23 protein-coding genes are annotated in these 23,868 nt (G+C 72.5%); 15 read left to right on the top strand and 8 right to left on the bottom strand.

Annotated elements, in window-relative coordinates; genetic code table 11:
* Window positions 1–1,063: DUF2332 domain-containing protein (locus F6X68_RS07455; protein WP_151453558.1), on the bottom strand; the 1,063-nt coding region annotated here is incomplete at its 3' end.
* Window positions 1,064–1,222: 159 nt separating this feature from the next.
* Between F6X68_RS07455 and F6X68_RS07460 the strand changes: the two genes are divergently transcribed.
* The 7 genes from F6X68_RS07460 (at window position 1,223) to F6X68_RS07490 (ending at window position 8,563) form a co-directional block, all read left to right on the top strand.
* Window positions 1,223–1,531, top strand: coding sequence for a YbaB/EbfC family nucleoid-associated protein (locus F6X68_RS07460; protein WP_225852050.1), 309 nt, complete (start codon window positions 1,223–1,225; stop codon window positions 1,529–1,531).
* A 7-nt stretch (window positions 1,532–1,538) separates the two neighbouring features.
* Complete coding sequence (recR, locus tag F6X68_RS07465; protein WP_151453559.1) at window positions 1,539–2,132, top strand: recombination mediator RecR; 594 nt, start codon at window positions 1,539–1,541, stop codon at window positions 2,130–2,132.
* A 320-nt stretch (window positions 2,133–2,452) separates the two neighbouring features.
* Window positions 2,453–4,117 (top strand): ABC transporter substrate-binding protein, encoded by a 1,665-nt coding sequence (locus F6X68_RS07470; RefSeq protein WP_151453560.1) that lies wholly within the window; start codon window positions 2,453–2,455, stop codon window positions 4,115–4,117.
* Window positions 4,118–4,195: 78 nt separating this feature from the next.
* Window positions 4,196–5,200, top strand: a complete 1,005-nt coding sequence (locus F6X68_RS07475; protein WP_132238455.1) for an ABC transporter permease — start codon at window positions 4,196–4,198, stop codon at window positions 5,198–5,200.
* Window positions 5,197–6,153 (top strand): ABC transporter permease, encoded by a 957-nt coding sequence (locus F6X68_RS07480; protein ID WP_151453561.1) that lies wholly within the window; start codon window positions 5,197–5,199, stop codon window positions 6,151–6,153. Before F6X68_RS07475 ends, F6X68_RS07480 begins: the two co-directional genes overlap by 4 nt.
* A 176-nt stretch (window positions 6,154–6,329) precedes the next feature.
* Entirely contained in the window at window positions 6,330–7,463 is a 1,134-nt protein-coding gene (locus F6X68_RS07485) for an ABC transporter ATP-binding protein (RefSeq protein WP_151453562.1), read from the top strand.
* A complete protein-coding gene (locus tag F6X68_RS07490) occupies window positions 7,460–8,563 on the top strand; it encodes an ABC transporter ATP-binding protein (RefSeq protein WP_151453563.1) in 1,104 nt (367 codons plus the stop codon). Before F6X68_RS07485 ends, F6X68_RS07490 begins: the two co-directional genes overlap by 4 nt.
* Before the next feature lie 55 nt (window positions 8,564–8,618).
* On the opposite strand, the gene F6X68_RS07495 is transcribed toward F6X68_RS07490, so the two are convergent.
* Both F6X68_RS07495 and F6X68_RS07500 read right to left on the bottom strand, forming a co-directional pair.
* Window positions 8,619–9,074, bottom strand: coding sequence for a hypothetical protein (locus F6X68_RS07495; protein ID WP_151453564.1), 456 nt, complete (start codon window positions 9,072–9,074; stop codon window positions 8,619–8,621).
* Window positions 9,056–9,721: an HNH endonuclease family protein gene (locus F6X68_RS07500; protein WP_151453565.1), complete on the bottom strand. Its 666-nt coding sequence runs from the start codon at window positions 9,719–9,721 to the stop codon at window positions 9,056–9,058. Before F6X68_RS07500 ends, F6X68_RS07495 begins: the two co-directional genes overlap by 19 nt.
* 108 nt (window positions 9,722–9,829) lie before the next feature.
* Here F6X68_RS07500 and F6X68_RS07505 point away from each other — a divergent pair, with 108 nt between their 5' ends.
* Complete coding sequence (locus F6X68_RS07505) at window positions 9,830–11,266, top strand: MFS transporter (protein WP_151453566.1); 1,437 nt, start codon at window positions 9,830–9,832, stop codon at window positions 11,264–11,266.
* 41 nt (window positions 11,267–11,307) lie between these two features.
* On the opposite strand, the gene leuA is transcribed toward F6X68_RS07505, so the two are convergent.
* From leuA to F6X68_RS07520, 3 genes are all read right to left on the bottom strand, one after another.
* The gene (leuA, locus tag F6X68_RS07510) at window positions 11,308–13,059 is read right to left on the bottom strand and encodes a 2-isopropylmalate synthase (RefSeq protein WP_151453567.1); all 1,752 of its coding nucleotides are present in this window, start codon (window positions 13,057–13,059) and stop codon (window positions 11,308–11,310) included.
* 238 nt (window positions 13,060–13,297) lie between these two features.
* Window positions 13,298–13,849 carry a nitroreductase family protein gene (locus F6X68_RS07515; protein ID WP_151453568.1) on the bottom strand — a complete coding sequence of 184 codons (552 nt, stop codon included), beginning with the start codon at window positions 13,847–13,849 and terminating at the stop codon, window positions 13,298–13,300.
* 85 nt (window positions 13,850–13,934) lie between these two features.
* Window positions 13,935–14,771, bottom strand: a complete 837-nt coding sequence (locus F6X68_RS07520; protein WP_225852045.1) for a hypothetical protein — start codon at window positions 14,769–14,771, stop codon at window positions 13,935–13,937.
* Window positions 14,772–14,995: 224 nt separating this feature from the next.
* On the opposite strand from F6X68_RS07520, the gene F6X68_RS07525 reads away from it, so the two are divergent.
* Both F6X68_RS07525 and F6X68_RS07530 read left to right on the top strand, forming a co-directional pair.
* Complete coding sequence (locus F6X68_RS07525; protein WP_121401692.1) at window positions 14,996–16,261, top strand: aspartate kinase; 1,266 nt, start codon at window positions 14,996–14,998, stop codon at window positions 16,259–16,261.
* A 5-nt stretch (window positions 16,262–16,266) separates the two neighbouring features.
* Entirely contained in the window at window positions 16,267–17,328 is a 1,062-nt protein-coding gene (locus F6X68_RS07530) for an aspartate-semialdehyde dehydrogenase (RefSeq protein ID WP_151453569.1), read from the top strand.
* Between the two features lie 16 nt (window positions 17,329–17,344).
* On the opposite strand, the gene F6X68_RS07535 is transcribed toward F6X68_RS07530, so the two are convergent.
* Window positions 17,345–17,782, bottom strand: coding sequence for a hypothetical protein (locus tag F6X68_RS07535; protein WP_151453570.1), 438 nt, complete (start codon window positions 17,780–17,782; stop codon window positions 17,345–17,347).
* Window positions 17,783–18,935: 1,153 nt separating this feature from the next.
* Between F6X68_RS07535 and F6X68_RS07540 the strand changes: the two genes are divergently transcribed.
* Together F6X68_RS07540 and F6X68_RS07545 are read left to right on the top strand one after the other, a co-directional pair.
* The gene (locus F6X68_RS07540) at window positions 18,936–19,241 is read left to right on the top strand and encodes a hypothetical protein (protein ID WP_151453571.1); all 306 of its coding nucleotides are present in this window, start codon (window positions 18,936–18,938) and stop codon (window positions 19,239–19,241) included.
* Between the two features lie 62 nt (window positions 19,242–19,303).
* Window positions 19,304–19,807: a helix-turn-helix transcriptional regulator gene (locus tag F6X68_RS07545; protein ID WP_151453572.1), complete on the top strand. Its 504-nt coding sequence runs from the start codon at window positions 19,304–19,306 to the stop codon at window positions 19,805–19,807.
* A 14-nt stretch (window positions 19,808–19,821) separates the two neighbouring features.
* Here F6X68_RS07545 and F6X68_RS07550 read toward each other — a convergent pair whose 3' ends face one another.
* Entirely contained in the window at window positions 19,822–21,243 is a 1,422-nt protein-coding gene (locus F6X68_RS07550; protein ID WP_151453573.1) for a diguanylate cyclase, read from the bottom strand.
* Between the two features lie 216 nt (window positions 21,244–21,459).
* On the opposite strand from F6X68_RS07550, the gene F6X68_RS07555 reads away from it, so the two are divergent.
* From F6X68_RS07555 to F6X68_RS07565, 3 genes are all read left to right on the top strand, one after another.
* On the top strand, window positions 21,460–22,242 hold the full coding sequence (locus tag F6X68_RS07555) for a phosphodiesterase (protein WP_151453574.1): 783 nt from the start codon (window positions 21,460–21,462) through the stop codon (window positions 22,240–22,242).
* Window positions 22,243–22,261: 19 nt separating this feature from the next.
* A complete protein-coding gene (locus F6X68_RS07560) occupies window positions 22,262–22,966 on the top strand; it encodes a histone deacetylase (RefSeq protein ID WP_225852046.1) in 705 nt (234 codons plus the stop codon).
* A 270-nt stretch (window positions 22,967–23,236) separates the two neighbouring features.
* Entirely contained in the window at window positions 23,237–23,692 is a 456-nt protein-coding gene (locus F6X68_RS07565) for a lamin tail domain-containing protein (RefSeq protein WP_151453575.1), read from the top strand.
* Window positions 23,693–23,868 lie beyond the last annotated feature (176 nt).

Consider the following 23,868-nt stretch of genomic DNA (forward strand, 5'->3'; position numbering starts at 1 on the left):
AGGCGGGGAGGCCGTGGGGGTGTGCCTCGGCCAGCAGGCGTTCCGGGCCGGTGCCGAGCCGGGCGCGGAGCTGGAAGTCGTTGCGGGCCTCCCGCGGGTGCGGCTCGAAGGACAGGTGGGCGACCGGCGCGTCGGTGCCGCCGGCGGCGGCCAGCCGGTCCAGCTCGGCGGTGACCCGCGCCCACTCCTCGCCCGGGACGTACTGGCGCATCACCGAGTGCCACACCACGGTCAGCGTGCCGGGGCGCGGGGTGATCCCGGCGAGGAAGTCCGCCGCCCCCGCCGCGACGACCCGGGCCGGAAGTCGCCCGGCCAGCTCCAGCGCGCCGGCCAGCCGGGCCGCGCGGGCGGTGTGCTCCGGCCAGAGGTACGCCCGCAGCGCGAGCGCGCCGTCGGAGTCGCCCGGGTCGAGCGGGCTGACGTCGCAGCCGAGCCGCTCCACCACGGTCAGCTCGGGGTACGCCTCGGCCGCCGCCCGCAGCCAGTCGGGCGCCCCGCCCCGCCAGGCTTCCGGCAGGCGTACCGGGGAGTCGGCCGGTCCCCAGGCGAAGCCGGCGGCCTCGATGCGGAACCGGTCGGCGCGCAGGTTCAGCCCGGCGCTCGCGCCCAGCTCGACGAGGCGCACCGGCAGCCCGCCCACCTCGTGGACGGCGTGCAGCAGGCCGGCCAGCAGCAGGTTGGCCCGGCCGGTCTCGTTGGTCTGGGGCGACCGGCGCAGCCAGCCGCGCAGCATGTCGTGCTCGGCCTCGACGACCGCCCGGAACGCGGCCCAGCAGGCGGGGGCGTCCGCCGCCCGGTACGCCCCACCCGTGCTGGGGTAGAACCGGGCCAGCTCGGGCGCCCGGCCGGAGAGCACCAGGGCGTGCACCCCGCCGAGCAGGCGTATCGACACGAGGGCGTCGGCGTCGCTGTCCTCGTACCCCTTGATGACGGTGGCGCACGGGCCGCCGGCCCGCACGTCACCGGCGGCGCGCGCCAGCAGGTGGGCGTAGAGGGCGGCATCCATGTCGGCGCAGGCCCGGGCCTGTCGTTCCATGGCCGCCGCGGCCTGTTCCCGGGACATCCGCCACCTCCGTCCGGTCGGTCCCGTGATCCTGCGCCCGGACCCGGCGCGAGGGAAGCACCGGGCGGGGCGAGGCTGCTCACAGCCGATAGGCTGAGCGGCGGCCGAGCAGACGAGTGCGAGAAGGAGCCATCCGTGCGCCCAGGTGGACAGCCGAACATGCAGCAGATGCTGAAGCAGGCGCAGAAGATGCAGCAGCAGATCGCCAAGGCGCAGGCCGAGCTCGCCGAGGCGGAGCTGACCGGCACCGCCGGCGGGGGCCTGGTCACCGCGACCGTCGCCGGCAGCGGCGAGCTGAAGTCGATCAGGATCGACCCGAAGGCGGTGGACCCGGAGGACGTGGAGACCCTGGAGGACCTCGTCGTCGCGGCCATGCACAACGCCGCCGAGGCGGCGCGGGAGCTGACCGAGCAGAAGATGGGCCCGGTCACCGGCGGCATGGGCGGCCTCGGCCTGCCCGGTTTCTGAGCGGCAGATGTACGAGGGCGCCATCCAGGACCTGATCGACGAGTTGGGGCGGCTGCCGGGCGTGGGCCCGAAGAGCGCCCAGCGGATCGCCTTCCACGTCCTGTCCGCCGACCCGGCCGACGTCAACCGGCTGGCCGGGGCGTTGCGCAAGGTCAAGGAGCTGGTGCGGTTCTGCACCAGTTGCTACAACGTGGCCGAGTCCGACCGGTGCCGGATCTGCCGCGATCCGCGCCGCACGGACGAGGTGCTCTGCGTGGTCGAGGAGCCGAAGGACGTGGTCGCGATCGAGCGGACCGGCGAGTTCCGGGGCCGCTACCACGTGCTCGGCGGGGCGATCAATCCGCTGGAGGGGATCGGGCCGGACAATCTGCGCATCCGCGAGCTGATGACCCGGCTCAGCGACGGCACCGTGCGGGAGCTGATCCTGGCCACGGACCCGAACACCGAGGGCGAGGCGACCGCGACGTACCTGGCGTTGATGGTCAAGCCGATGGGCATCTCGGTGACCCGGTTGGCGAGCGGCCTGCCGGTCGGCGGCGACCTGGAGTACGCCGACGAGATCACGCTCGGCCGCGCCTTCGAGGGCCGTCGCGCCGTCTGACGTTTCCGCGATGGTCGGCACCCGATTCGGGTGCCGGCCATCGCCGTACGGGCACTGTCGGATCCACTGTGGGGTCTGACATCGGAGTGAAGCAGGCGACGATCGATGTAACAAATCGGCATCGGCCAACCCGGACATAGCGCCCCTTTGTCGACGGTCCGGAACGGCCGCTGAGGCGGTGCGCATCGGTTAAGACACGATCCGGTACCAACCGGTTCCGCGATGGTTTCCCGCCGGTCCGAACGACGGCTAAGGTCACGGCGATCGGTGACCCCTGTCACCACGATTGTCCGTAACCCCAAGGACGAGGTGAAGCACCCATGCGTGCATCCAGGCCGAAGGTCGCCCTCGCGGCCGTCGCGGTCGCGGCCCTCGCGGTAGCAGGCTGCGCCGAGAGCAACCGCGATGACAGTTCCGGCGGTAGCAAGAAGGACACCCTCGTCTTCGGCGTAGCCGGAGATCCGAAGGTGCTCGACCCGAGCTTCGCCAGCGACGGTGAGTCGCTGCGCGTGGCGCGTCAGGTCTTCGAGACGCTGGTCCGTCCGGAGGAGGGTGGCACCAAGGTCACCCCCGGTCTGGCCGAGACCTGGACCCCGGACGCCGCCGGCACCACGTGGACCTTCAAGCTGCGCTCCGGCGTGAAGTTCCACGACGGCACCGAATTCAACGCCGAGGCGGTCTGCAAGAACTTCGACCGCTGGTACAACGCCAAGGGCCTCATGCAGAGCCCGGACGTGACCCCGTACTGGCAGGACGTCATGGGCGGCTTCGCCAAGAACGAGAGCGCGGACCTGCCGCCGAGCCTCTTCAAGTCCTGCACCGCCAAGGACGCCACGACCGTCGACCTGGCCTTCACCCGGGTCTCCAGCAAGATCCCGGCCGCGCTGATGCTGCCCTCGTTCTCGATGCACAGCCCGACCGCGCTGGAGAAGTACGACGCCAGCAACGTGGGCGGCACCGCCGAGGACATCAAGTACCCGGCCTACGCCACGGCGCACCCGACCGGCACCGGCCCGTTCAAGTTCAAGTCCTGGGACGTCGCCAACAAGACGCTCACCATCGAGCGCAACGAGGACTACGCCGGCACCAAGGCGAAGCTGAAGACCCTCATCTACAAGACGATCTCGGACGAGAACGCGCGCAAGCAGGCGCTGCGCTCCGGCGACATCCAGGGCTACGACCTGGTCGGCCCGGCCGACGTCGAGCCGCTGAAGGGTGAGGGCTTCAACGTCCTGACCCGCCCGGCGTTCAACATCCTCTACCTGGCCATGAACCAGAAGGGGAACCCGAAGCTCGCCGACGTGAAGGTCCGCCAGGCCATCGCGCACGCGCTGAACCGGCAGGCTCTCGTCGACTCGAAGCTGCCCCCGGGCGCCAAGGTCGCCGACAACTTCATGCCGGACACCGTCGAGGGTTGGAACGGCGACGTCACCAAGTACAACTACGACCCGGCGAAGGCGAAGGCGCTGCTGGCCGAGGCCGGCGCGACGAACCTGACCCTGCGGTTCCACTACCCGACCGAGGTCACCCGGCCGTACATGCCGAACCCGAAGGACATCTTCGAGCTGCTCTCGGCGGACCTCAAGGCGGTCGGCATCAACGTCCAGGCCATCCCGCTCAAGTGGAGCCCGGACTACCTGAACGCCACCACCTCGGGCAACAAGCACGACCTGCACTTCCTCGGCTGGACCGGTGACTACGGCGACGGCTACAACTTCATCGGCACCATGTTCGACCGGACGAAGGCCGAGTGGGGCTTCACCAACAAGGCCCTGTTCGACCAGTTCAAGGACGCGGACAGCACCGCCGACGTGGCGGCCCGGACCGAGAAGTACAAGGCCCTGAACAAGGCCATCATGGACTTCCTGCCCGGTGTCCCGGTGTCGCACTCGCCGCCGGCGATCGTGTTCGGCAAGGACGTGACCGGGGTCAAGGCGAGCCCGCTCACCGACGAGCGGTTCTCCACCGCCGAGTTCAAGTCCTGATCTGACGCTCCGAGTCGTGGGCGGGCGCTGTTTCGGCAGCGCCCGCCCACGACCCTCCGTACCCCTTTCGAGGCCGCCGTGTTCCGGTTCATCGTCAGACGCCTGCTTCAGCTGATACCCACGCTGTTCGGGCTCTCCCTCCTGCTGTTCATCTGGCTCCGCCGACTGCCCGGCGGTCCCGAGACCGCCATCCTCGGTGAGCGCGGGACGCCCGAGATGCGCGCCGCGATCCGGCGCAACATGGGCCTCGACGAGCCGATCCTGGTGCAGTACGGCCGGTTCGTGCGGCGGCTGATCCGCCTCGACCTGGGCACGTCGACCTCCACCAAGCGGACGGTGGTCACCGAGTTCGTCGAGCGCTTCCCCGGCACGGTGGAGCTCTCCGTCACGGCGATGCTGATCGCGGTCGGCGTCGGCATCCCGCTGGGCTACCTGGCGGCCCGACGCCGCGGCCGGATGCTGGACCACCTCTCGGTCGGCGGCTCCCTGATCGGCATCTGCATCCCCGTCTTCTTCCTCGCGTACGTGCTCAAGGCGATCTTCGCGGAGAACCTCGGCTGGTTCCCGGCGAGCGGCCGGCAGGACCCGACGCTCGGGGCGACGCGGGTCACCAACTTCTTCGTCCTCGACGGGATCATGACCCGGGAGTGGGACGCCGCCGCCGACGCGCTCTGGCACCTGGTGCTGCCGGCCGTCGCGCTGGCCAGCATCCCGCTGGCGATCATCGTCCGGATCACCCGCGCCAGCGTGCTGGAGGTGCTCAACGAGGACTTCGTACGCACCGCCGAGGCGAAGGGCCTGACCGAGAGCACGGTCCGGCGCCGGCACGTGCTGCGCAACTCCATGCTGCCGGTGGTCACCTCGATCGGCCTGCTCACCGGCGGCCTGCTCTCCGGTGCGGTGCTGACCGAGACCGTCTTCGCCTTCAGCGGCATCGGAGCCTTCATCTACGAGGCGATCAGCCAACGTGACTATCCCGTGCTGATGGGCTTCATCCTGATCATCGCGGTGGTGTACGTGCTGGTGAACCTCCTGGTCGACCTCTCCTACAGCCTGATCGACCCGAGGGTGAGGGTCCGATGACGATCACCGGCGGCACCAAGAAGGAAAAGATCGACCGGCTCGCCGAGTTGGCGGCCCGGGAGGACGAGCGCGGCGTCAGCCTCTGGAAGGAGGCGTTCCGCCGGCTGCGGCGCAACCCGGCGGCGATCGTCGGGGCGGTGATCCTGAGCCTGTTCCTGCTGGTCGCCATCCTCGGGCCGTTCTTCGTCCCGTACGCGCCCGACGCCCAGCTCTGGAAGAGCGAGATCCGCCTCGGCGACTTCCCCGGCTTCCGGGGCGAGAACTGGTTCGGCGTCGACCACATCGGTCGCGACGAGTTCAGCCGCATGATCGTCGGTGCCCGGCAGACCCTGCTGGTCGGCGTGGTCTCCACCCTGATCGGCCTCGCGGTCGGCTCGCTGATCGGCGGGGTCGCCGGCGCCGCCGCCGGCCTCGGCGGCCGGTGGGGCCGGGCGGTCGACAACGTGCTGATGCGTTTCGTCGACATGCTGCTGGCCATGCCGAGCCTGCTGCTGGCGATCAGCATCGCCGCCCTGCTCGGCGCCGGTCTGACCACGGTCATGATCGCGGTCGGCGTGGTGTCGGTGCCGGTCTTCGCCCGGCTGCTGCGCGGCTCGATGATCTCCCAGGCCAACAGCGACTACGTCCTGGCCGCCGTCTCGCTGGGCGTGAAGAAGCCGAAGATCGCGCTGACCCACGTGGTGCCGAACTCGCTCGCCCCGGTCATCGTGCAGGCCACCCTCACCCTGGCCACCGCGATCATCGAGGCCGCAGCGCTCTCCTTCCTCGGGCTCGGCAACAACGACGCCTCCATCCCCGAGTGGGGTGTGATGCTCGCCGACGCGCAGCAGTACCTCGACTCCGCGCCCCGGCTGGCGATCCTGCCCGCCCTCGCCATCATCGTCACCGCGCTGGGCTTCACCCTGCTCGGCGAGGCGATGCGCGAGGCACTCGACCCGAAGCTGCGGAAGTAGGGCCGGTGAGCGCGAGGAGTGAGCTTGCGAGCCCCGCAGTCGCGAACGAAAGGCCAGCACGGTGAGCGCGAGGAGTGAGCTTGCGAGCCCCGCAGTCGCGAACGAAAAGGCCAGCACGGTGAGCGCGAGGAGTGCGCTGACGAGCCCCGCAGTCGCGAACGAAAGGCGGGCCCGACATGGCTCTGCTTGATGTCGAAGATCTCTCCGTCACCTTCGCCCGGCGCGGTCAGCGCGCCGTGCACGCCGTCGACGGGGTCTCCTTCTCCGTCGACGCGGGCGAGGTGGTCGGCCTGGTCGGCGAGTCCGGCTGCGGCAAGAGCGTCACCTCGCTGGCGATCATGGGTCTGCTGCCCAAGCAGCCGGGCCTGCGCGTCGGCGGCAAGGCCGTCTTCGACGGCACGGACCTGCTCCAGCTCGACGACCGGTCCCGCCGGGACATCCGGGGCCGCGACGTCGCGATGATCTTCCAGGACCCGCTCTCGTCGCTGAACCCGGTGATCCCGATCGGGTTGCAGGTCACCGAGGTGCTCACCCGGCACCGGGGGATGAAGGGCGCGGCGGCGGAGAAGGAGGCGGCGGCGCTGCTCGACCGGGTCGGCATCCCCGACCCGAAGCGGCGGCTGAAGGAGTACCCGCACCAGCTCTCCGGCGGCATGCGCCAGCGCGCCCTGATCGCGATGGCGGTGGCCTGCCAGCCCCGGCTGCTGATCGCCGACGAGCCGACCACGGCGCTGGACGTGACCATCCAGGCGCAGATCCTGGAACTGCTCAAGGAGCTGGTCCGGGACTCCGGTACCGCCCTGGTGATGATCACGCACGACCTGGGTGTGGTCGCCGGCCTGTGCGACTCCATCAACGTGCTCTACGGCGGCCGGGTGGTGGAGACGGCCCGCCGTCGCCCGCTGTTCCGCGAGCCCCGCCACCCGTACACCGTGGGGCTGCTCGGCTCGGTGCCGCGCCTGGACGCCGGGCGCGGCGAGCGGCTGAACCCGATCCCGGGCTCGGTCCGCGACCTGCTGCCCTGGACGGACGGCTGCGCCTTCGCGCCGCGCTGCACGCGGCGGGTCGACGAGTGCGTGGGGGAGCCGCCCGCGCTGGTGCACGCCCACGACGGGCGCAGCTACCGTTGCGTCAACCCGGCGCCGGTGCCCGGCACCGTGCCCCGGCCGGCCGCCAGCAGCAGCACTGCGCCTGCGGCGGCGCCGGCCGCCACCAGCACCGCGCCGGCGGAGGCACCGGCCGCCACCGCCCCGGCGGCGGAGGCGACCGCGGGCCAGGTGCCCGCCCCGCGCGAGGAGGAGAAGCCGTGACCGAGAGCGAATTCCTCGTCGAGGTCCGCGACCTGAAGGTGCACTTCCCGATCCGCACGGGGGTGATCTTCGACCGGACGATCGGCCACGTGAAGGCCGTCGACGGCGTCGACCTCAGCATCCCGCGCGGCAAGACGTACGGCCTGGTCGGCGAGTCCGGCTGCGGCAAGTCGACGCTGGGGCGGGCGCTGCTCCAGCTCACCCCGCCCACCAGCGGCGAGGTCCGGTTCGACGGTGTCGAGCTGACGAAGCTGCCGGCGGGCAAGCTGCGGTCGATGCGCCGCCGGATGCAGATGATCTTCCAGGACCCGATGTCGAGCCTGGACCCCCGGCAGAACGTCGAGTCGATCCTCACCGAGGGCCTTCAGGCCCACGGCATCGGCGGCAACCGGGACGAGCGGCGCCGGGTCATCGGCGAGACCCTGGACAAGGTCGGCCTGCCCCGCTGGGCGCTCTCCCGCTATCCGCACGAGTTCTCCGGCGGCCAGCGGCAGCGCATCGGCATCGCCCGCGCGCTGGTGCTCGGTCCCGACCTGATCGTCGCCGACGAGCCGGTCTCCGCGCTCGACGTGTCGATCCAGGCCCAGGTGGTGAACCTCCTCGACGACCTCCAGGACACCCTCGGCCTGACCTACCTGGTGATCGCGCACGACCTCGCGGTGGTCCGGCACATCTCCGACACCGTCGGCGTGATGTACCTGGGCGCGCTGGTCGAGGAGGCGCCGAGCGACCGGCTCTACACGGAGCCGATGCACCCGTACACGCGGGCGCTGATGTCGGCGGTGCCGGTGCCGGACCCGGACGTGGAGGACCGCCGAGAGCGCATCCTGCTCGCCGGCGACCTGCCCTCGCCGGCCAACCCGCCGGCGGGCTGCCGGTTCCACACCCGCTGCCCGTGGGCGCAGCCGACCCGCTGCGCGGACGAGCGGCCCGCGCTGCGGGATGTCGGCGGCAGCCGGGTCGCCTGCCACTTCGCCGAGCGGATCGCCAGCGGGGAGCTGCGCCCGCACAAGGTCAGCGTGCAGCTCACCCGCCCGCTCGGCGAGGGCGAGGAGCCGCACACCGTCTCCGCCCCCAACGAGCCCGGCTCGTACGTCTGATCCGCGTCGCGGACGCGGTCCTCGTCGAGGGGGCCGCGTCCGGGCGGTCGGCGGGTCAGCCCTCCGGGCGGTGCAGGAGCGCGACCGCGATCCCGTGCACCGCGTCCAGCCCGGCCGGGTCGGCCAGCGCGACCGTGCCGCCGGTGACCCTGTACCACTCGTCGGCGTCCCGGTACTGCACCGTCAGCGTCACCTGGCCGTCGGCGTACGCGGTGCGCAGGGTCAGCTCGCCGGTGACCACCCCGACCTCGTCGGTCATCACCCCGCCCGGGCCGGGCACCACGTCGGCCGTACGCTCCCGCGCCGCGGTCGACGTGCCCTCGGCGTCGGCGGCCATCCCAGCCCCCGGCACGCCGGTGGTCGTGCCGGCCGCGCCGTCCGCCGTCATGCCGGCCGTGGTCGGCCCGGGCGGCGCGCTGCCGGTGGCCGCCGCCGCGTCCTCCCCGGTGGCGTCCGGCGTCTGCTCCGGGGCGGGGGTCGCCCCGGCTCCGGTCACGGCTTGCTCGCCCATGTGCAGCCCTCCAGCATGTCGGTCAGGGCGGCCTTCTCGGCACTGGTCACCGTCAGCCGCCAGTGGTGCTTGACCGTCACCCAGTTGTCGGCGTACTGGCACCAGAACGACCGGTTCGCCGGCTTCCACTGGGACGGGTCCTGGTCACCCTTTGCCCGGTTGGAGGACGCGGAAACCGCGATGAGCTGCGGCCGGTCCAGGTCGTTGGCGAACTCGCCACGCTTCGCGTCGTCCCACTCGTCGGCGCCCGAGCGCCACGCGTTCGCCAGCGGCACGGTGTGGTCGATGTCCACGTCGGACGGGTCGGTGAACGCGCGGTCGTCGTAGACGCTCTCCCAGCGGCCGCCGACCACGTTGCAGCCGGAGAGCTTGATGTCCTCCCCGTCGCGTTTCAGCACGCTGTCGCGTACATCGCAGTTCTTGCCGGTGTCCCGCCAGTGCGGGAAGCGGCTGCGGCTGTAGCCCTTCATCGACCCGGCGGTGGCCACGGTGAGTTGGGTCAGCTTCTGCGCGGCGTTGCCGCCGCTACCACCGCTGCTCGGCGCGACGTCCGGCTCGTCGACGGCGACACAACCGGCCGCGCCGAGCGCCAGCGCCGCGGCGAGCGCGGCCGTCACTGCGGCGCGCGGTCCTGATCTGGTACGCACAGACGACACCTCTCCAGCTTGCGGGCTCCCGGCGATCCCGCACAGTACCCGGGCCGGGTTTCGGCGATTCGTGGCGTCTCTCATATCGTGCGGGGCAGATTGGACGCCATGACCGAAACCACGCCCGCGCTCCGGCTGGGCACCGCGCACGGGCGGGGCACCCTGCTCGCCGCCGTCCTCGCCTCCGGCATGGTCTTCCTCGACACCACCGTGGTCAACGTGGCGCTGCCCCGCCTCGGTGCGGACCTGGACGCCACCGTCGCCGGTCTCCAGTGGACGGTCAACGGGTACCTGCTGATGCTGGCCGCCTTCGTCCTGCTCGGCGGCGCGCTCGGCGACCGCTTCGGGCGGCGGCGGGTCTTCCTGCTCGGGGTGGTCTGGTTCACGCTAGCGTCGCTGCTCTGCGGCCTGGCCCAGGGCACCGAGTGGCTGATCGCGGCCCGGTTCCTCCAGGGCGCCGGGGGCGCGCTGCTCACCCCCGGCTCGCTGTCGGTGCTCCAGGCCAGCTTCCACCCGGACGACCGGGGTCGCGCCATCGGCGCCTGGTCGGGGCTCTCCGGCGTCTCCACCGCGCTCGGCCCCTTCCTCGGCGGCTGGCTGGTCGACGCGCTCTCCTGGCGGTGGATCTTCTTCCTCAACCTGCCGCTGGCCGTGCTCGTGGTGCTGGCGGCGCTGCGCTGGGTGCCGGAGAGCCGGGACGAGGCCGCGTCCCGCACCGGGGGGCCGGGACGTCACCGCCGCCGGTTCGACGTGGCCGGCGCGCTGCTCGGCGCGCTTGCCCTGGCCGGCGTCACGTACGCGCTGATCGACGCCCCCGTCCGGGGCCTCGACTCGGTGCCGGTGCTCGTCGCCGTGCTGGCGGGCGTGTTCGGCGCGGTTGCCTTCGTGCTGGTCGAGCGGCGCCGGGGGGACGGCGCGATGCTGCCCACCGGCCTGTTCGGCAGCCGGCTCTTCTCGGTGCTGAACGTCTTCACCGTGCTCGTCTACGCGGCGCTCGGCGGCTTCACGTTCTTCCTCGCCGTCTACCTGCAGAACGTGGTCGGCTGGTCGGCGCTGCTCACCGGGGTCGCGCTGCTGCCGATGACGGTGCTGCTGCTGGTCGGCTCGGCGCGGGCGGGCGCGCTGTCGGCGCGGATCGGGCCGCGGCTGCCGCTGACCGTCGGGCCGGTGGTCGCCGCCGCGGGGCTGGTGCTGCTGCGCGGCGTCGGCCCCGGCGCGTCGTACTGGCGGGACGTGCTGCCCGGGGTGGTGCTCTTCGGGATCGGGCTGACGCTGGTGGTGGCGCCGCTGACCGCCTCCGTGCTGGCCGCGGTCGACGACCGGTTCGCGGGCGTGGCGAGCGGCTTCAACAACGCGGCGTCCCGGGCGGGCGGCCTGCTGGCGGTGGCCGCGCTCCCGCTGCTGGTCGGGCTCTCCGGCTCCGGCTACGCGCAGCCGGCCGCGTTGACCAGCGCGTACCGGGGCGCGATGCTCTGGTGCGCCGGCCTGCTGCTGGCCGGGGCGGCGATGGCGGCCCTGCTCATCCACCGCCCACCGAAGCGGTAGGAAGGGCACCCTGCCGCAACCGGATGCCCTTCCTCGCCGCGTCAGGCGCGGGCGCGGTTGACGGCGCTCGTCACGGCCTTCACGGAGGCGGTGACGATGTTCGCGTCGGTGCCGACGCCCCAGACCGTACGGCCGTCGACCTCGCACTCCACATAGGCGGCGGCCTGCGCGTCCCCGCCGGAGGAGAGCGCGTGCTCGTGGTAGTCGAGCACCCGTACCGCCACGCCCACCGACTGGAGCGCGTTGACGTACGCGTCGATCGGGCCGTTGCCGACGGCGGTCAGCGAGCGGGGCTCCGCGCCCAGGCCGACGCGGGCCTCGATCTCGACCTTGCCCTCGGCGGTGCCGATGGCGTAGCCGTCCAGGGCGAGCGCCGGGTCGACCTGGTGGTCGATCAGGTAGTGGGTGGCGAAGATCTCCCACATGGTGCCCGGGTCGACCTCGCCGCCGTCGTGGTCGGTGACCTGCTGCACCACGCCGGAGAACTCGATCTGGAGCCGGCGCGGCAGGTCGAGCTGGTGCTCGCTCTTCATGATGTACGCGACGCCGCCCTTGCCGGACTGCGAGTTGACCCGGATGACCGCCTCGTAGGTGCGGCCCAGGTCCTTCGGGTCGACCGGCAGGTAGGGCACCGCCCAGGTGTGCTGGTCGATCGGCACCCCGGCCGCCGCCGCGTCCTTGGCGAGCGCGTCGAAGCCCTTCTTGATCGCGTCCTGGTGGGAGCCGGAGAAGGCGGTGTAGACGAGGTCGCCCGCGTACGGGTGGCGCTCGTGCACCGGCAGCTGGTTGCAGTACTCGACGGCGCGCCGCACCTCGTCGATGTTCGAGAAGTCGATCATCGGGTCGACGCCCTGGGAGAAGAGGTTCAGCCCCAGCGTCACCAGGTCGACGTTGCCGGTGCGCTCGCCGTTGCCGAACAGGCAGCCCTCGACCCGGTCCGCGCCGGCCAGCAGCCCCAGCTCGGCGGCGGCGACGCCCGTGCCCCGGTCGTTGTGCGGGTGCAGGCTCAACACCAGGCTGTCCCGGCGGGGCAGGTGCCGGTGCATCCACTCGATCGAGTCGGCGTAGACGTTCGGCATGGCCATCTCGACGGTGGCCGGCAGGTTGACGATCAGCTTGCGGTCCGGGGTCGGGTCGATGACCTCGATGACCTTGGTGCAGACCTCCAGCGCGTACTCCAGCTCCGTGCCCGTGTAGGACTCGGGCGAGTACTCGTAGTGGATGTCCGTGTCCGGGGTGTGGATCTCCGCGTACTTGCGGCAGAGCCGCGCGCCCTGGGTGGCGATGTCGGCGATGCCGTCGCGGTCCAGCCCGAAGACCACCCGCCGCTGGAGCGTGGAGGTCGAGTTGTAGAAGTGCACGATCGCCCGCCGCGCGCCGCGCAGCGACTCGAAGGTGCGGTCGATCAGGTGCTCCCGGCACTGGGTGAGCACCTGGATCGTGACGTCCTCCGGGATCAGGTCCTGCTCGATGAGCTGGCGTACGAAGTCGTAGTCCGTCTGGCTGGCCGAGGGGAAGCCGACCTCGATCTCCTTGTAGCCCATCTGCACGAGCAGCTGGAACATCCGGCGCTTGCGCTCCGGCGACATCGGGTCGATCAGCGCCTGGTTGCCGTCACGCAGGTCCACCGCGCACCAGCGCGGCGCGGCCTCGACGTGCCGGGTCGGCCAGGTGCGGTCGGGCAGGTCGAGCCGGAACTGCTGGTGGTACGGCTGGTAGCGGTGGTACGGCATCCGGCTGGGGCGCTGCCGGGCGATCGGGTCGGTCTCAGCGTCGGCGATGGGTTGAGCCATGACGGAGTGCTCCCTGGAACATGTGGCGTCAGCAATCGGAAGGTGTCGGCCAGGTGCCGGGCGACGGTGCCCGGGCGGTTGCCGATGGGAAGTTTCGGATGTGCTGGACGGCGCGGTTCGACTCCGCGACGAGGTGCCGGCCTTCAGGCCTCGTCGCGGCGACCAAGGAGAAGGTACGCCCGCCACATGACCAGGTAACCCTACGTGGCGGGCCGGGGTGCGGGAAGGCGGGTCCGGACTATGAGACGCACTTCGCAGCCTGGCTGGTCAGCAGGAGTTCGGCCAGGGGGAGCCGGCGGCGCAGGCCGGTCTCGGAGCGCAGCAGGTCCGCCGGGAGGCTGAGCGGGTCGCCGAGCTGCCCGACGGCCGCCACCACGTGCGGTCGTACGCCCGCCGGCAGGTCGAGGTCGGCGGCCAGACCGGCGTGGTCGAGGTCGTGCAGTTGGCGTACGTGCAGGCCGAGCGCGGTGGCCTGCACGGTGAGGTGGGCGACGGCCTGGCCCAGGTCGTACGCGTGCCCGGCCGATCCGGTCCGGTGCGCGCCGAGCAGCAGGGCGGCGGCGCGCTGCGCCCACCGCTGATCAGCCTCCGGCAGGTTGACCAGGATCCGCTTGAACGTCTCGTCGTCGCGGTGCCCGAGCGCGAACCGCCACGGCTGGGCGTTGCCGGCCGAGGGCGCCCAGCGGGCCGCCTCCAGCAGCGCGGACGCGTCCTCGCGGGACAGCTCCGCCACCGGGTCGAAGGACCGGGGGCTCCAGCGGAACGCGAGCAGCGGGGTGAGGTCGGCCATGGGCCAAGTGTCCCGTAAGGGCGATTCAGCGGTTAAAGGTGGGATGTCCGAATGTGGCGAACGGCACCCGTAACGTCACGGACGGTCACGGCGTTCCCGTGCTCGGGCTCGTGGTCGCCTCCGCAGTCGGATCAGGAGCCGCCGTGCCGAGCGGCTCGGCGTCGACCACCGGCCCGGCCAGCTGCACGGTGGCCGGGGCGGGCGCGGGTGTCCCGGCGAGGATCAGCGTGCCGGACGTGGTGCGCACCGCCGTGGGCGTGCCGTCGGCGTCGTAGCAGTAGATCCCCACGTCCAGCGGCGCGTTGATCGACGCCGAGGTGGTCTCCACCGAGTAGCAGGCGCCGGACGCGCCGGGCGGCGGCTCGGCGGGGGAGACGGCGAGCGGGGCCCGGCGGTCGGTCAGCACGTCCAGCCAGTCGGTGAACGGGTGCTGCACCCGGGGGTCGAGCCGGCGGGGCACGGCCTCGTCCCGGTCGCCGAGGCGTACGCAGGTCGCCGGCTCGGGCCGGGCGGCGGACGGCAGGGCGCACTGGAACAGCCCGTCGGCGGTGGCGGCGAACGAGACGTCGGCGGTCCCGCCGAGCGCGCCGCCCGGCACGTCGACCCGCCAGCTCCCGTCGTTCGCGCTGGTCACCAGGATCGTCCGGTCCGGGGACTCCGGGGCGCGCAGCGTGTAGCTGGCGACGAGGTGCCGATCCTGCGCGGCGGCCGCCAGCGCCGCCAGCTCGTCGCGCGCCGCGTCCACCCCCGCCGGCACCGGTGTCGAGGTGGGCGTGGGCCGGGTGGCCGGTTCGTCGGCGGTGCAGGCGACGAGGAGCGCGGGCAGGGCGAGCGCGAGCGGACCGGCCAGGCGTCGAGCCGGGCGCACCGGCGGGCGCGCGGGCTTCGCGGGAGGGCCGGCCGGGCGGAGATGGGCGTGCACGGGGCCATTCTGCGGCCCGGAAACGACGCGTGGGGCCCCTGCCACGCGCGGCGCCCCGGCGTGTCGCGCACCACCCCGCCCCGGGCTGCCGGGCCGGATCGTGGGATCACCTGACCCGGCCGAGTTGCCCGACCGATACCCTGGGTGCGTCTGACACGCGCCGCCGGCCCTGATCCGGCGGCGTCGGCACGCTCAGGGTCGTCGCTGGGAGGGAGTGCACCGTCGTGGCACTCGTGGTGCAGAAGTACGGCGGGTCCTCCGTCGCCAACGCGGAGCGGATCAAGCGGGTGGCCGAGCGCATCGTGGCCGCCCGCAAGGCCGGTGACGACGTCGTCGTGGTGGTCTCCGCCATGGGGGACACGACCGACGAGCTGCTCGACCTGGCCAACCAGGTCAGCCCGTTGCCGCCGGGCCGCGAGCTGGACATGCTGCTCACCGCCGGGGAGCGGATCTCCATGGCGCTGCTCGCCATGGCCATCCACAACCTGGGGTACGAGGCCCGCTCGTTCACCGGCTCGCAGGCGGGCGTGATCACCACGTCGGTGCACGGCCGGGCGCGGATCATCGACGTCACGCCGGGGCGGCTCAAGGGCGCGCTCGACGAGGGCGCGGTGGTCATCGTCGCCGGCTTCCAGGGCGTCTCGCAGGACACCAAGGACGTCACGACGCTGGGCCGGGGCGGTTCCGACACCACCGCCGTGGCGCTCGCCGCCGCGCTGCACGCGGACGTCTGCGAGATCTACACCGACGTGGACGGCGTCTTCACCGCCGACCCGCGGATCGTGCCGAACGCGCGGCACATCACCCAGATCACCTACGAGGAGATGCTGGAGCTGGCCGCCTGCGGCGCCAAGATCCTGCACCTGCGCAGCGTGGAGTACGCCCGCCGGGCGGGGTTGCCGATCCACGTCCGTTCGTCATACTCGACCAACACCGGCACGATGGTCACCGGATCGATGGAGGACCTTCCCGTGGAGCAGGCACTGATCACCGGGGTAGCGCACGACCGCAGCGAAGCCAAGATCACGATCGTGGGGGTGCCCGACGAGCCGGGCGCCGCCGCGCGGATCTTCGACACCGTGGCCGGCGCCGAGATCAACCTCGACATGATCGTGCAGAACGTCTCCACCGAGGGCACGGGCCGCACGGACATCTCCTTCACGCTGCCCAAGGCCGACGGCCCGACGGCCATGGCCGCCCTGAGCAAGATCCAGGAGTCGGTCAAGTTCAAGGGCCTGCTCTACGACGACCACGTCGGCAAGGTCTCGCTGATCGGGGCCGGCATGCGCTCGCACCCCGGCGTCGCGGCCGGCTTCTTCGCCGCCCTCGGCGCGGCCGGGGTGAACATCGAGATGATCTCCACCTCGGAGATCCGGGTCTCCGTGGTCTGCCGCGACACCGACCTGGACGCCGCCGTACGCGCCATCCACGAGGCCTTCGACCTCGGCGGCGACACCGAGGCCGTCGTCTACGCGGGGACGGGACGGTAGCCACCGTGTCGCCGCTGCCCACCCTGGCCGTGGTCGGGGCGACCGGTGCCGTCGGCACGGTGATGTGCGAGCTGCTCAGCGGCCGCAAGAACGTCTGGGGCGAGATCCGGCTGCTCGCCTCCGAGCGCTCGGTCGGGCGGCGGGTGCGGTGCCGGGGCGAGGAGCTGACCGTCCAGGCGCTGACCCCGGAGGCGTTCGACGGCGTCGACGTGGCGATGTTCGACGTCCCGGACGAGGTCTCGGCGCGGTGGGCCCCGATCGCGGTCGGCCACGGGGCCGTCGCGGTGGACAACTCCGGCGCCTTCCGGATGGACCGCGACGTCCCGCTGGTGGTGCCGGAGATCAACCCTGAGCAGGTACGCAACCGGCCGAAGGGGATCATCGCCAACGCCAACTGCACCACGCTGGCGATGATCATCGCGATCGCCCCGCTGCACCGCGAGTACGGGCTGCGCGAACTCGTGCTCGCCTCCTACCAGGCGGCCTCCGGCGCCGGCCAGAACGGCGTGGACACCCTGCACGCCCAGCTCACCAAGATCGCGGGGGACCGGGTGCTCGGCTCCCGCCCCGGCGACGTACGCCAGGCGGTCGGCGACGACGTGGGCCCGTTCCCCGCGCCGCTGGCGCTCAACGTGGTGCCCTGGGCGGGTTCCCTGGCCGACGCGGGATGGTCGTCCGAGGAGATGAAGCTGCGCAACGAGTCGCGCAAGATCCTCGGGCTGCCCGACCTGAAGGTCTCCGCCACCTGCGTACGGGTGCCGGTGGTGACCGGCCACTCCGTCGCGGTGCACGCGGTCTTCGCCACCGAGGTGGACGCCGAGGGCGCCCGCGAGGTGCTGCGGAACGCGCCCGGGGTGATCCTGGTCGACGACCCGGCCGCGGGCGAGTTCCCGATGCCGATCGACGCGGTCGGCACCGACCCGTCCTGGGTGGGCCGGATCCGCCGCGCCGTCGACGACCCCCGCGCCCTGGACTTCTTCGTCACCGGCGACAACCTCCGCAAGGGCGCCGCCCTGAACACGGCCCAGATAGCCGAACTCCTCGCCAAGGAACTCACCCCCCGCTGAGCCACCCCGGCACGTCTCACGGCGGCGTGCCGAGGCGCTGCCGCGAGGGTTTGCTCTCGTGGCGCTCCGTCGCGCGGAACACGAGGCGACGAACCTCGGCGCCGAGGCGCTGCCGCGCGGTGCGACGATGCTCTGCCGCGGGGTGCGCCCACGCCCCGTCCGGAGCCGACGTGCCCGACTGGAAAGAGCGCCGGGCGGCGCCGAAAATGGTCCGCCGGCAACTGCGATCTCGAAGTGTGCAATTTTCAATCGTGGAATTTCCATGGTCGGTCTGCCCGCCGCTCGGCGCCCGCGTCGTGATGCCGACAGTCGCGCGCGTTGCTGCCCGAATCGCCGCGCGGGCGCGCCATGTCGCGCAGTGCGGCAGCCGATGTTGCAGCGGCGACACGCCGGAGCGGGAGGATTTTTCGCCGGCTCCGGCCAGCGCGGGCGGCCGGGATCGATCGTTGGGCATCGATGGGTCCCACCGGTCGCCCCCCGCCCCGTCGCCCGCCTTGGGAGCGCCGGCCGGCTCACCGTTTGCGCTCAGAAAGCGGCATTCGCCGGTATCGATTGCAGATGCTCCAGGTGTCGCCAGTTCGGCATCGGTCGTTGCCCCCGAGGTGGAGCTACCTGCCGGTAATGTCCTTTTGGCTCCCGGCCGTCGGCACTCCTGGCGGGCTGTCAACTGACTGTCGAATAATCCTGGACCGTCTCCTCGTGAAACCTCACGTTCGGGGGATCCGGTTCGGGCTGTTCGGGCCATCGGTGTCAACGTGACCGAGTGTCGATCGGACTCTCGGTCGCCGTGTGATCACGCTGGGATGAAACTTTCTCCGGATGGAGCTGGTGGATCAACCTTCAAAAGGCTTAAATGGGACGAAGGGCCGAAGGGGTGGGGCATTGCCTCATGTTCGTGCTTCGATGTGTTTCATCCCGTTGCAGGTCCGGCTCCGTGGGTTGAGGTATCCCGCCCGATCGGGAAACCTGTAGCCGACTCGGCTGCCAGTGTCGGCCGATCAGCGCTACCGGTTTTCTCCATCGGGAAAACCTCCGAGTTGCTGCCTGCTGGTCCGGGCCGGATTTCGGAAGAAGCGCAAATGGAAACCCCCCGTTGCAGCGGGGGGTTTCTGTTTTTCGGTGCGTATCGACAATTCCGTTCGCGTCGCGGGTTCGCGCAGGACGGACGTACGGTTTTCTGCGCCGGTTCCGCGCATTGACGACAACGGTGTCCGGCGGCGGCCGTCCCGGCGTTTCAGCTTGGTTCACGCGCTTCAGTTGGGCCGGTTCCGTGCCCGATGATGGTCGGGTACCGCCAGCCACTGGCTGCAACCAGGGGCGGTACGCGGGCCCGCGTCGCGGGCCCGCGCTGTGCGCAACAACCGACTCCCCCAGGAGGCCCGGACCAGCACCACCGGGGCGGAGGCGCTGCCTCCGCCCCACCCGCCGGGGCGGACGCCCGCCCCGGTCAACTCGGCGGCGGCCGCGCGGCCGCCACGACCGAAGGAGTTCCGAGCCGGATGACCGAACAACCATCCCTCGACCCCCGCCGGGCGGCCGTTCCATGCGGCCTCCCGGCAACCCGGCAACCGGCCCCGCAGCCGGGGGCCTGGTGGCCCGGCGTCATCGTGATCGTGATCGTGATCGCCACGTCGGTGGCCCTGCTGCTGTCGGGGCGCGCCCTGGACGAGACCCTGCTGACGGCGGGTGCGGTCGTCCTGCTGGCCGGCGAGGTGGCCCGCCGGACCGTTGGCGTCCACGGGCCGCTGCCCACGGCACTCGTGACCGCGGCGGTCGCCGTCCTCGCGGGTGCGGTGCTGCTGACCGGTCGGCCACCGACCGAGGTCGCGCTGGCGGTCTGTCTGACCGGCGCCGTCGCCGGCCGGGTCTCCACCTGGCTGCTCGGGGCGCCTGGCCCTCGGTGGGGGGTGTAGCGCCGACGAAGCGCGCCGGTGCCGGACCCGCGTCCGGCACCGGCGACCACGGCGCGCCGCCGATGTCCACGAACACGAACAACGCCGGGCGTGAGGGCCCAGGCTCCGAGACCGGCAGCCCTCACCTCACCGAACTCGTCCGTCAGCTGAAGCTGACCTACCGGCAGGCGGGGAACCCGTCCTACCGCACGATCATCCGGACCACCTCGATCGGCCTGTCGACCTCCACGATCAGCCGCATCTTCACCGCCAGGAAGCCGCCGAAGTGGGAGAACCTGACCGAGCTGCTGCTCGCGCTCGGGGTCTCCCGGGAGGACATCAAGACCACGTGGCACCGGCTCTGGATGCTCGCCGACAACGAGGCCAACCCGCTCACGGGGACCGACAACGCCGGCGGGGAACTGCTGCCCGCGGGGCGGCGACCGAAGGACGTCGAGGTCTGCCACCGGTGCGGGGCGTGGATCGCGGACACCGCGCTGCACACCCGGTGGCACGCCGGCGTCGCCCGGGTCGAGATGCCCCCGAACGAGCAGAAGCCGGTGAACGTCGCCCGCCGCCGACGGTGACCGGACGGAGGCGGTCAGGCGGGGGCCAGGCGTACGCCGTCGCGGCCGTGGTGTTTCACCGCGTAGAGCGCCTGGTCGGCGCGGCGCAGCGTGGCCTCGGGTGACTCTCCCGGGCGGGGAAGGGCCACCCCGACGCTGATCGTGCGGCCGATCTGCCGCGCCGCCTCGGCCAGGCGCTCGGCGATCCGAACCGCCTCCTCGGGGCGCCCCACCTCGATCACCGCCACGAACTCGTCACCGCCGATCCGGTAGAGCTCGTCGCCGTGCCGCAGCGCCCCCTCCAGGGCCCGGGCCAGCCGGACGAGCACGCGGTCGCCGGCCTGGTGGCCGTACGTGTCGTTGACGGCCTTGAAGCCGTCGACGTCGATCGCCAGCAGGGCCGTACGCCCCGGGGTGGCCACGGCGATCCGCTGGCCGAACGGCCCCGTGTGCCGCAGCCCGGTCAACGGGTCCGAGTTGGCCTGCTCGCGCAGGCGGGCCAGGGTACGCAGCCGGTCGAGGCAGCTCCACGCCTGGCCGGCGAGCAACTCCAGCAGGTTGACGGTGGTCGGGTCGGGGCGCAGCAGCCGTTCGTCGGCCACCAGCAGCACCCCGCCGTCGTCGGGCCGGCCGACGGGCACGGCGACCAGCGTGCGCACCCCGGCCCGGGTCAGCGGCCGGTGGTCGGGCACGGGCGGGTGTCCCGCCTCGCCGAGCGTGTAGCCCACGCCGTGGCGGTGGGCGCGAGCCACGAGTCCGTCCAGCGCGGCGGGGTCCGCCTCGGTCAGTTCCGCCCGGATCCGGGCCTCCAGCTCGCCGGGGGTGGCCGGCGGCGTACCCAGGCGGGGCCCGTCCGGGCCGGCGAGCACCAGTACCGCCGCGGAGAGCGTGGACACGTCCCGGGCGGCGGCGATCGCGGCGGCGAACAGGTCCCACTCCGTCGACGCGGAGGTCAGCGCGGCGGCGTGCCGCAGGAGCTTCTCGCTGCGGCTCTCCGGCGGTGGCCCGCCGAGCGCCACGATCCGGGCCCCGAGGCGGGCCGCCAGCCGTTCGGCGGTGTCGCGCCACGGGCCGAGGTCGGCCGGGCCGCACCACTGGAGGTCCAGCACCCCGATGGGCCGGCCCGCCGGGTCCAGCACCGGTACGCACACCTCGGCGGTGACGTCGGGGCGTACCGGGATGTAGTCGGGGTCGGCGGCGACGTCGGGCACGACGGCGGTCTCGCCGGAGGCGTACACCCGGCCCACGATCCCGGTCTTCGGCGGCACGGTGGAGAAGACCTGCCAGGAGCCGGTGGCCGCGACGCAGCGGAGCCGGTCGTGGACGTGCAGCAGGACGGAGATGGTGGCCGGCGCGTGGCGGGCGAGCGCGGTGACGGTCCACCGGCACGCCTCGACGACGGTCGACGCCATGGGGAGGCGGACCGTGACGTCACGGATGACTCGCTCGTGATCCACTCGGCACGTCGTTCCAGGTAGGGAGGGCCGCGACCGGCGGGCGGGCCCGCGATCAAGGGTACTCAGGCAGGCGCGGGACCAGCCGGAATCAAGATCGTCGACGCCTTCGTACACATGTGCCATCCACAGGCTGTGGACAGGGCCTGTGGGTACGGGCGGGCCGCGCGCCGGGGCTCGCGGCGATAGCGTGAGGGTTCCGGTCGAGTGGAGGCACCGATGCTCATCGCCCAGCTCAGTGATCCGCACCTGACCACCGGCGTGCTCGCCGCCGAGCCGGCCGCCGGCCTGCACCGCGCCCTGGGCCGGGTGCTGGCGCTGAACCCACGGCCCGACTGCGTGGTGATCACCGGCGACCTGGTCGACCGTGGCCGCCCCGACGAGTACGCGACCCTGCGCGAGGTCATCGGCCGGTTCCCGCTGCCGGTGCACCTGGTCGCCGGCAACCACGACGACCGGGAGTCGCTGCTGGACGCCTTCGGGGGCACGCCGTGGCTCGGCGGCGGCTTCTCGGCGCACTACCACGTGGACCACCCGGAGGCGACTGTCGTGGTGCTGGACTCCCTGATGCCGGGCGGGGGCGACGCCGGCTGCCTCGGCGAGGACCAGCTCGGCTGGCTGGACGGGGTGCTGGCCGGTCGACCCGAGGTGCCGGCCGTGGTCTGCCTGCACCACCCGCCGGCACCGGTCGGCATCCCGTTCCTCGACGACATCCGGCTGACCGACGGCGACGAGCTGGCCGAGGTGATCGCCCGCCACCCGCACGTGGTCCGAGTGGTCGCCGGGCACGTCCACCGCCCGGTCACCGTGACCTTCGCCGGCACGGTGCTCACCACCGCGCCGAGCACCTGGCGACAGAGCTCACTCACCACCAGCGCCGACGACCAGTTCGGCTGGGTCGTCGAGCCGACCGGCTTCCTGCTGCACAAGGTCACCGGGAGCGGTTGCGCCACGCACCTGGTGCAGGCCAGCCACGCCGCCGGCATGACCTGCGGCTTCTGACCGCCGGGACCGGTCGGCCGTGGTGGGCGAGGTCTGGTACGTCGCGTACGGGTCGAACATGCACGCCGCCCGGCTCGGCTTCTACCTGGCGGGAGGCTGCCCGCCCGGCGGGCGGCGGACGTATCCGGGCTGCCGGGACCCGCGACCCCCCAGGCGTACGGTGCCGGTGTCGCTGCCCGGCGGCGTCTACTTCGCCGGCGAGTCGCGGGCCTGGACCGGCGGGATGGCGTTCTACGACCCGGCGCTCCCCGGCGAGGCGGCGGCCCGGGCCTACCTGCTCGACGTCGGGCAGTTCGCCGACGTGGCCGCCCAGGAGATGTACCGGGAACCCGGTGCCGACGCCGGCCTGATCGCCGAGGCCGTCGCCACCGGGAGGGCCACCCTCGGCCCCGGCCGGTACGAGACCCTGCTCTGCCCCGGCCGGCTCGACGGGCTCCCGCTGCTGACCTTCACCGCCCCGTGGGCGGCGTCCGAGGTGCCGTGGCAGGCCCCGGCCCCGGCCTACCTCAACATGATCGCCCGTGGCCTGCGCGAGTCGCACGGCTGGGACGCCGACCGGATCGCCCAGTACCTGCTGGCTCGGCCGGGGGTCGCCGGCGCCTGGGACGCCGCAGCCGTCGCGGCGCTGCTCGCCGGGACGCACCGGCGCGAGGGGGCCGGGCTGACCACGGACGGGCGCGAGGGTGCCGGGCTGACCACGGACCTGCCCGAGGTGCCGGGCTGACCGACGCACCGTACGGCCTCCGACGCCGAACGCGGGCGGGGGCGGGACGCTCGGTGGCCGCCGTCGCGCCGCACGGTGACCCCGGCGGTCGGTCGGACGAGCGGCGCACGTCCCGCCGGCCGACAGCGGATCAACCGGGCGGACGCAATCGCCCGGGGCGGCCGTTTCACCGTCCACAATCACCGCAGGAGATCGATAACCTCGGCCGGCCGTGCGCGGGTACGGCTCATCCGCCGGCACCACGACCGGCCGTCTGTGTGGGGGAATCGCATGAGGAGAAGGCTGATCGGTCTCGCGGTGGCGCTCGCCGTCACGGTGGGCGTGTCGCTGACCACCGCCGGCCCGGCCCAGGCCGCCACCCCGGCCGTCCAGATCACCAAGGCCTACTACAACTCGCCGGGCGCCGACAACCGCTCGAACTCCAGCCTGAACGCCGAGTACGTCCGGCTGACCAACCGGCGCTCCACCACCGTCAACCTGAAGTACTGGACGCTGCGCGACCAGTCCAACCACGTCTACAAGTTCTCCGGCGACTTCCGGCTGGCCCCGGGCGCCAGCGTCTTCGTGCACACCGGGAAGGGCACCAACAGCTCGACCCACCGCTACTGGGGCTCGGGCGCCTACATCTGGAACAACACCGGAGACAAGGCGTCCCTGCGCAACTCGTCCGGCACCCTGATCGACTCCTGCTCGTGGGGGAGCAAGGGCAGCTACACGTACTGCTGAGGCGGGCGGCCGGCCCCGGGCAGCCGGGGCCGGCGGCACCCCTCCGCCGGCCGGCGCCCAGGCTGCCGGGCATGTCGGAAACGCCCGTCCGGACGGTCGCCGGCCGCGAGTTTGCGCAGGTCTGCACCCCCGCCCCGGTCGACCGGGGCGGGCGACGATGAGAGGCTGTCCGCGAC

Origin of the sequence: Micromonospora sp. AMSO12t (assembly GCF_008806585.1) — a bacterium.
Classification (GTDB): domain Bacteria; phylum Actinomycetota; class Actinomycetes; order Mycobacteriales; family Micromonosporaceae; genus Micromonospora; species Micromonospora reichwaldensis.

Coding starts and splice junctions, on each gene's coding strand:
- F6X68_RS07565 (WP_151453575.1), top strand. CDS start 23,237: ATGAGGAGAAGGCTGATCGGTCTCGCGGTGGCGCTCGCCGTCACGGTG.
- F6X68_RS07460 (WP_225852050.1), top strand. CDS start 1,223: ATGCAGCAGATGCTGAAGCAGGCGCAGAAGATGCAGCAGCAGATCGCC.
- recR (WP_151453559.1), top strand. CDS start 1,539: ATGTACGAGGGCGCCATCCAGGACCTGATCGACGAGTTGGGGCGGCTG.
- F6X68_RS07480 (WP_151453561.1), top strand. CDS start 5,197: ATGACGATCACCGGCGGCACCAAGAAGGAAAAGATCGACCGGCTCGCC.
- F6X68_RS07545 (WP_151453572.1), top strand. CDS start 19,304: ATGTCCACGAACACGAACAACGCCGGGCGTGAGGGCCCAGGCTCCGAG.
- F6X68_RS07485 (WP_151453562.1), top strand. CDS start 6,330: ATGGCTCTGCTTGATGTCGAAGATCTCTCCGTCACCTTCGCCCGGCGC.
- leuA (WP_151453567.1), bottom strand. CDS start 13,059: ATGGCTCAACCCATCGCCGACGCTGAGACCGACCCGATCGCCCGGCAG.
- F6X68_RS07515 (WP_151453568.1), bottom strand. CDS start 13,849: ATGGCCGACCTCACCCCGCTGCTCGCGTTCCGCTGGAGCCCCCGGTCC.
- F6X68_RS07535 (WP_151453570.1), bottom strand. CDS start 17,782: ATGCCCAACGATCGATCCCGGCCGCCCGCGCTGGCCGGAGCCGGCGAA.
- F6X68_RS07470 (WP_151453560.1), top strand. CDS start 2,453: ATGCGTGCATCCAGGCCGAAGGTCGCCCTCGCGGCCGTCGCGGTCGCG.
- F6X68_RS07505 (WP_151453566.1), top strand. CDS start 9,830: ATGACCGAAACCACGCCCGCGCTCCGGCTGGGCACCGCGCACGGGCGG.
- F6X68_RS07555 (WP_151453574.1), top strand. CDS start 21,460: ATGCTCATCGCCCAGCTCAGTGATCCGCACCTGACCACCGGCGTGCTC.
- F6X68_RS07495 (WP_151453564.1), bottom strand. CDS start 9,074: ATGGGCGAGCAAGCCGTGACCGGAGCCGGGGCGACCCCCGCCCCGGAG.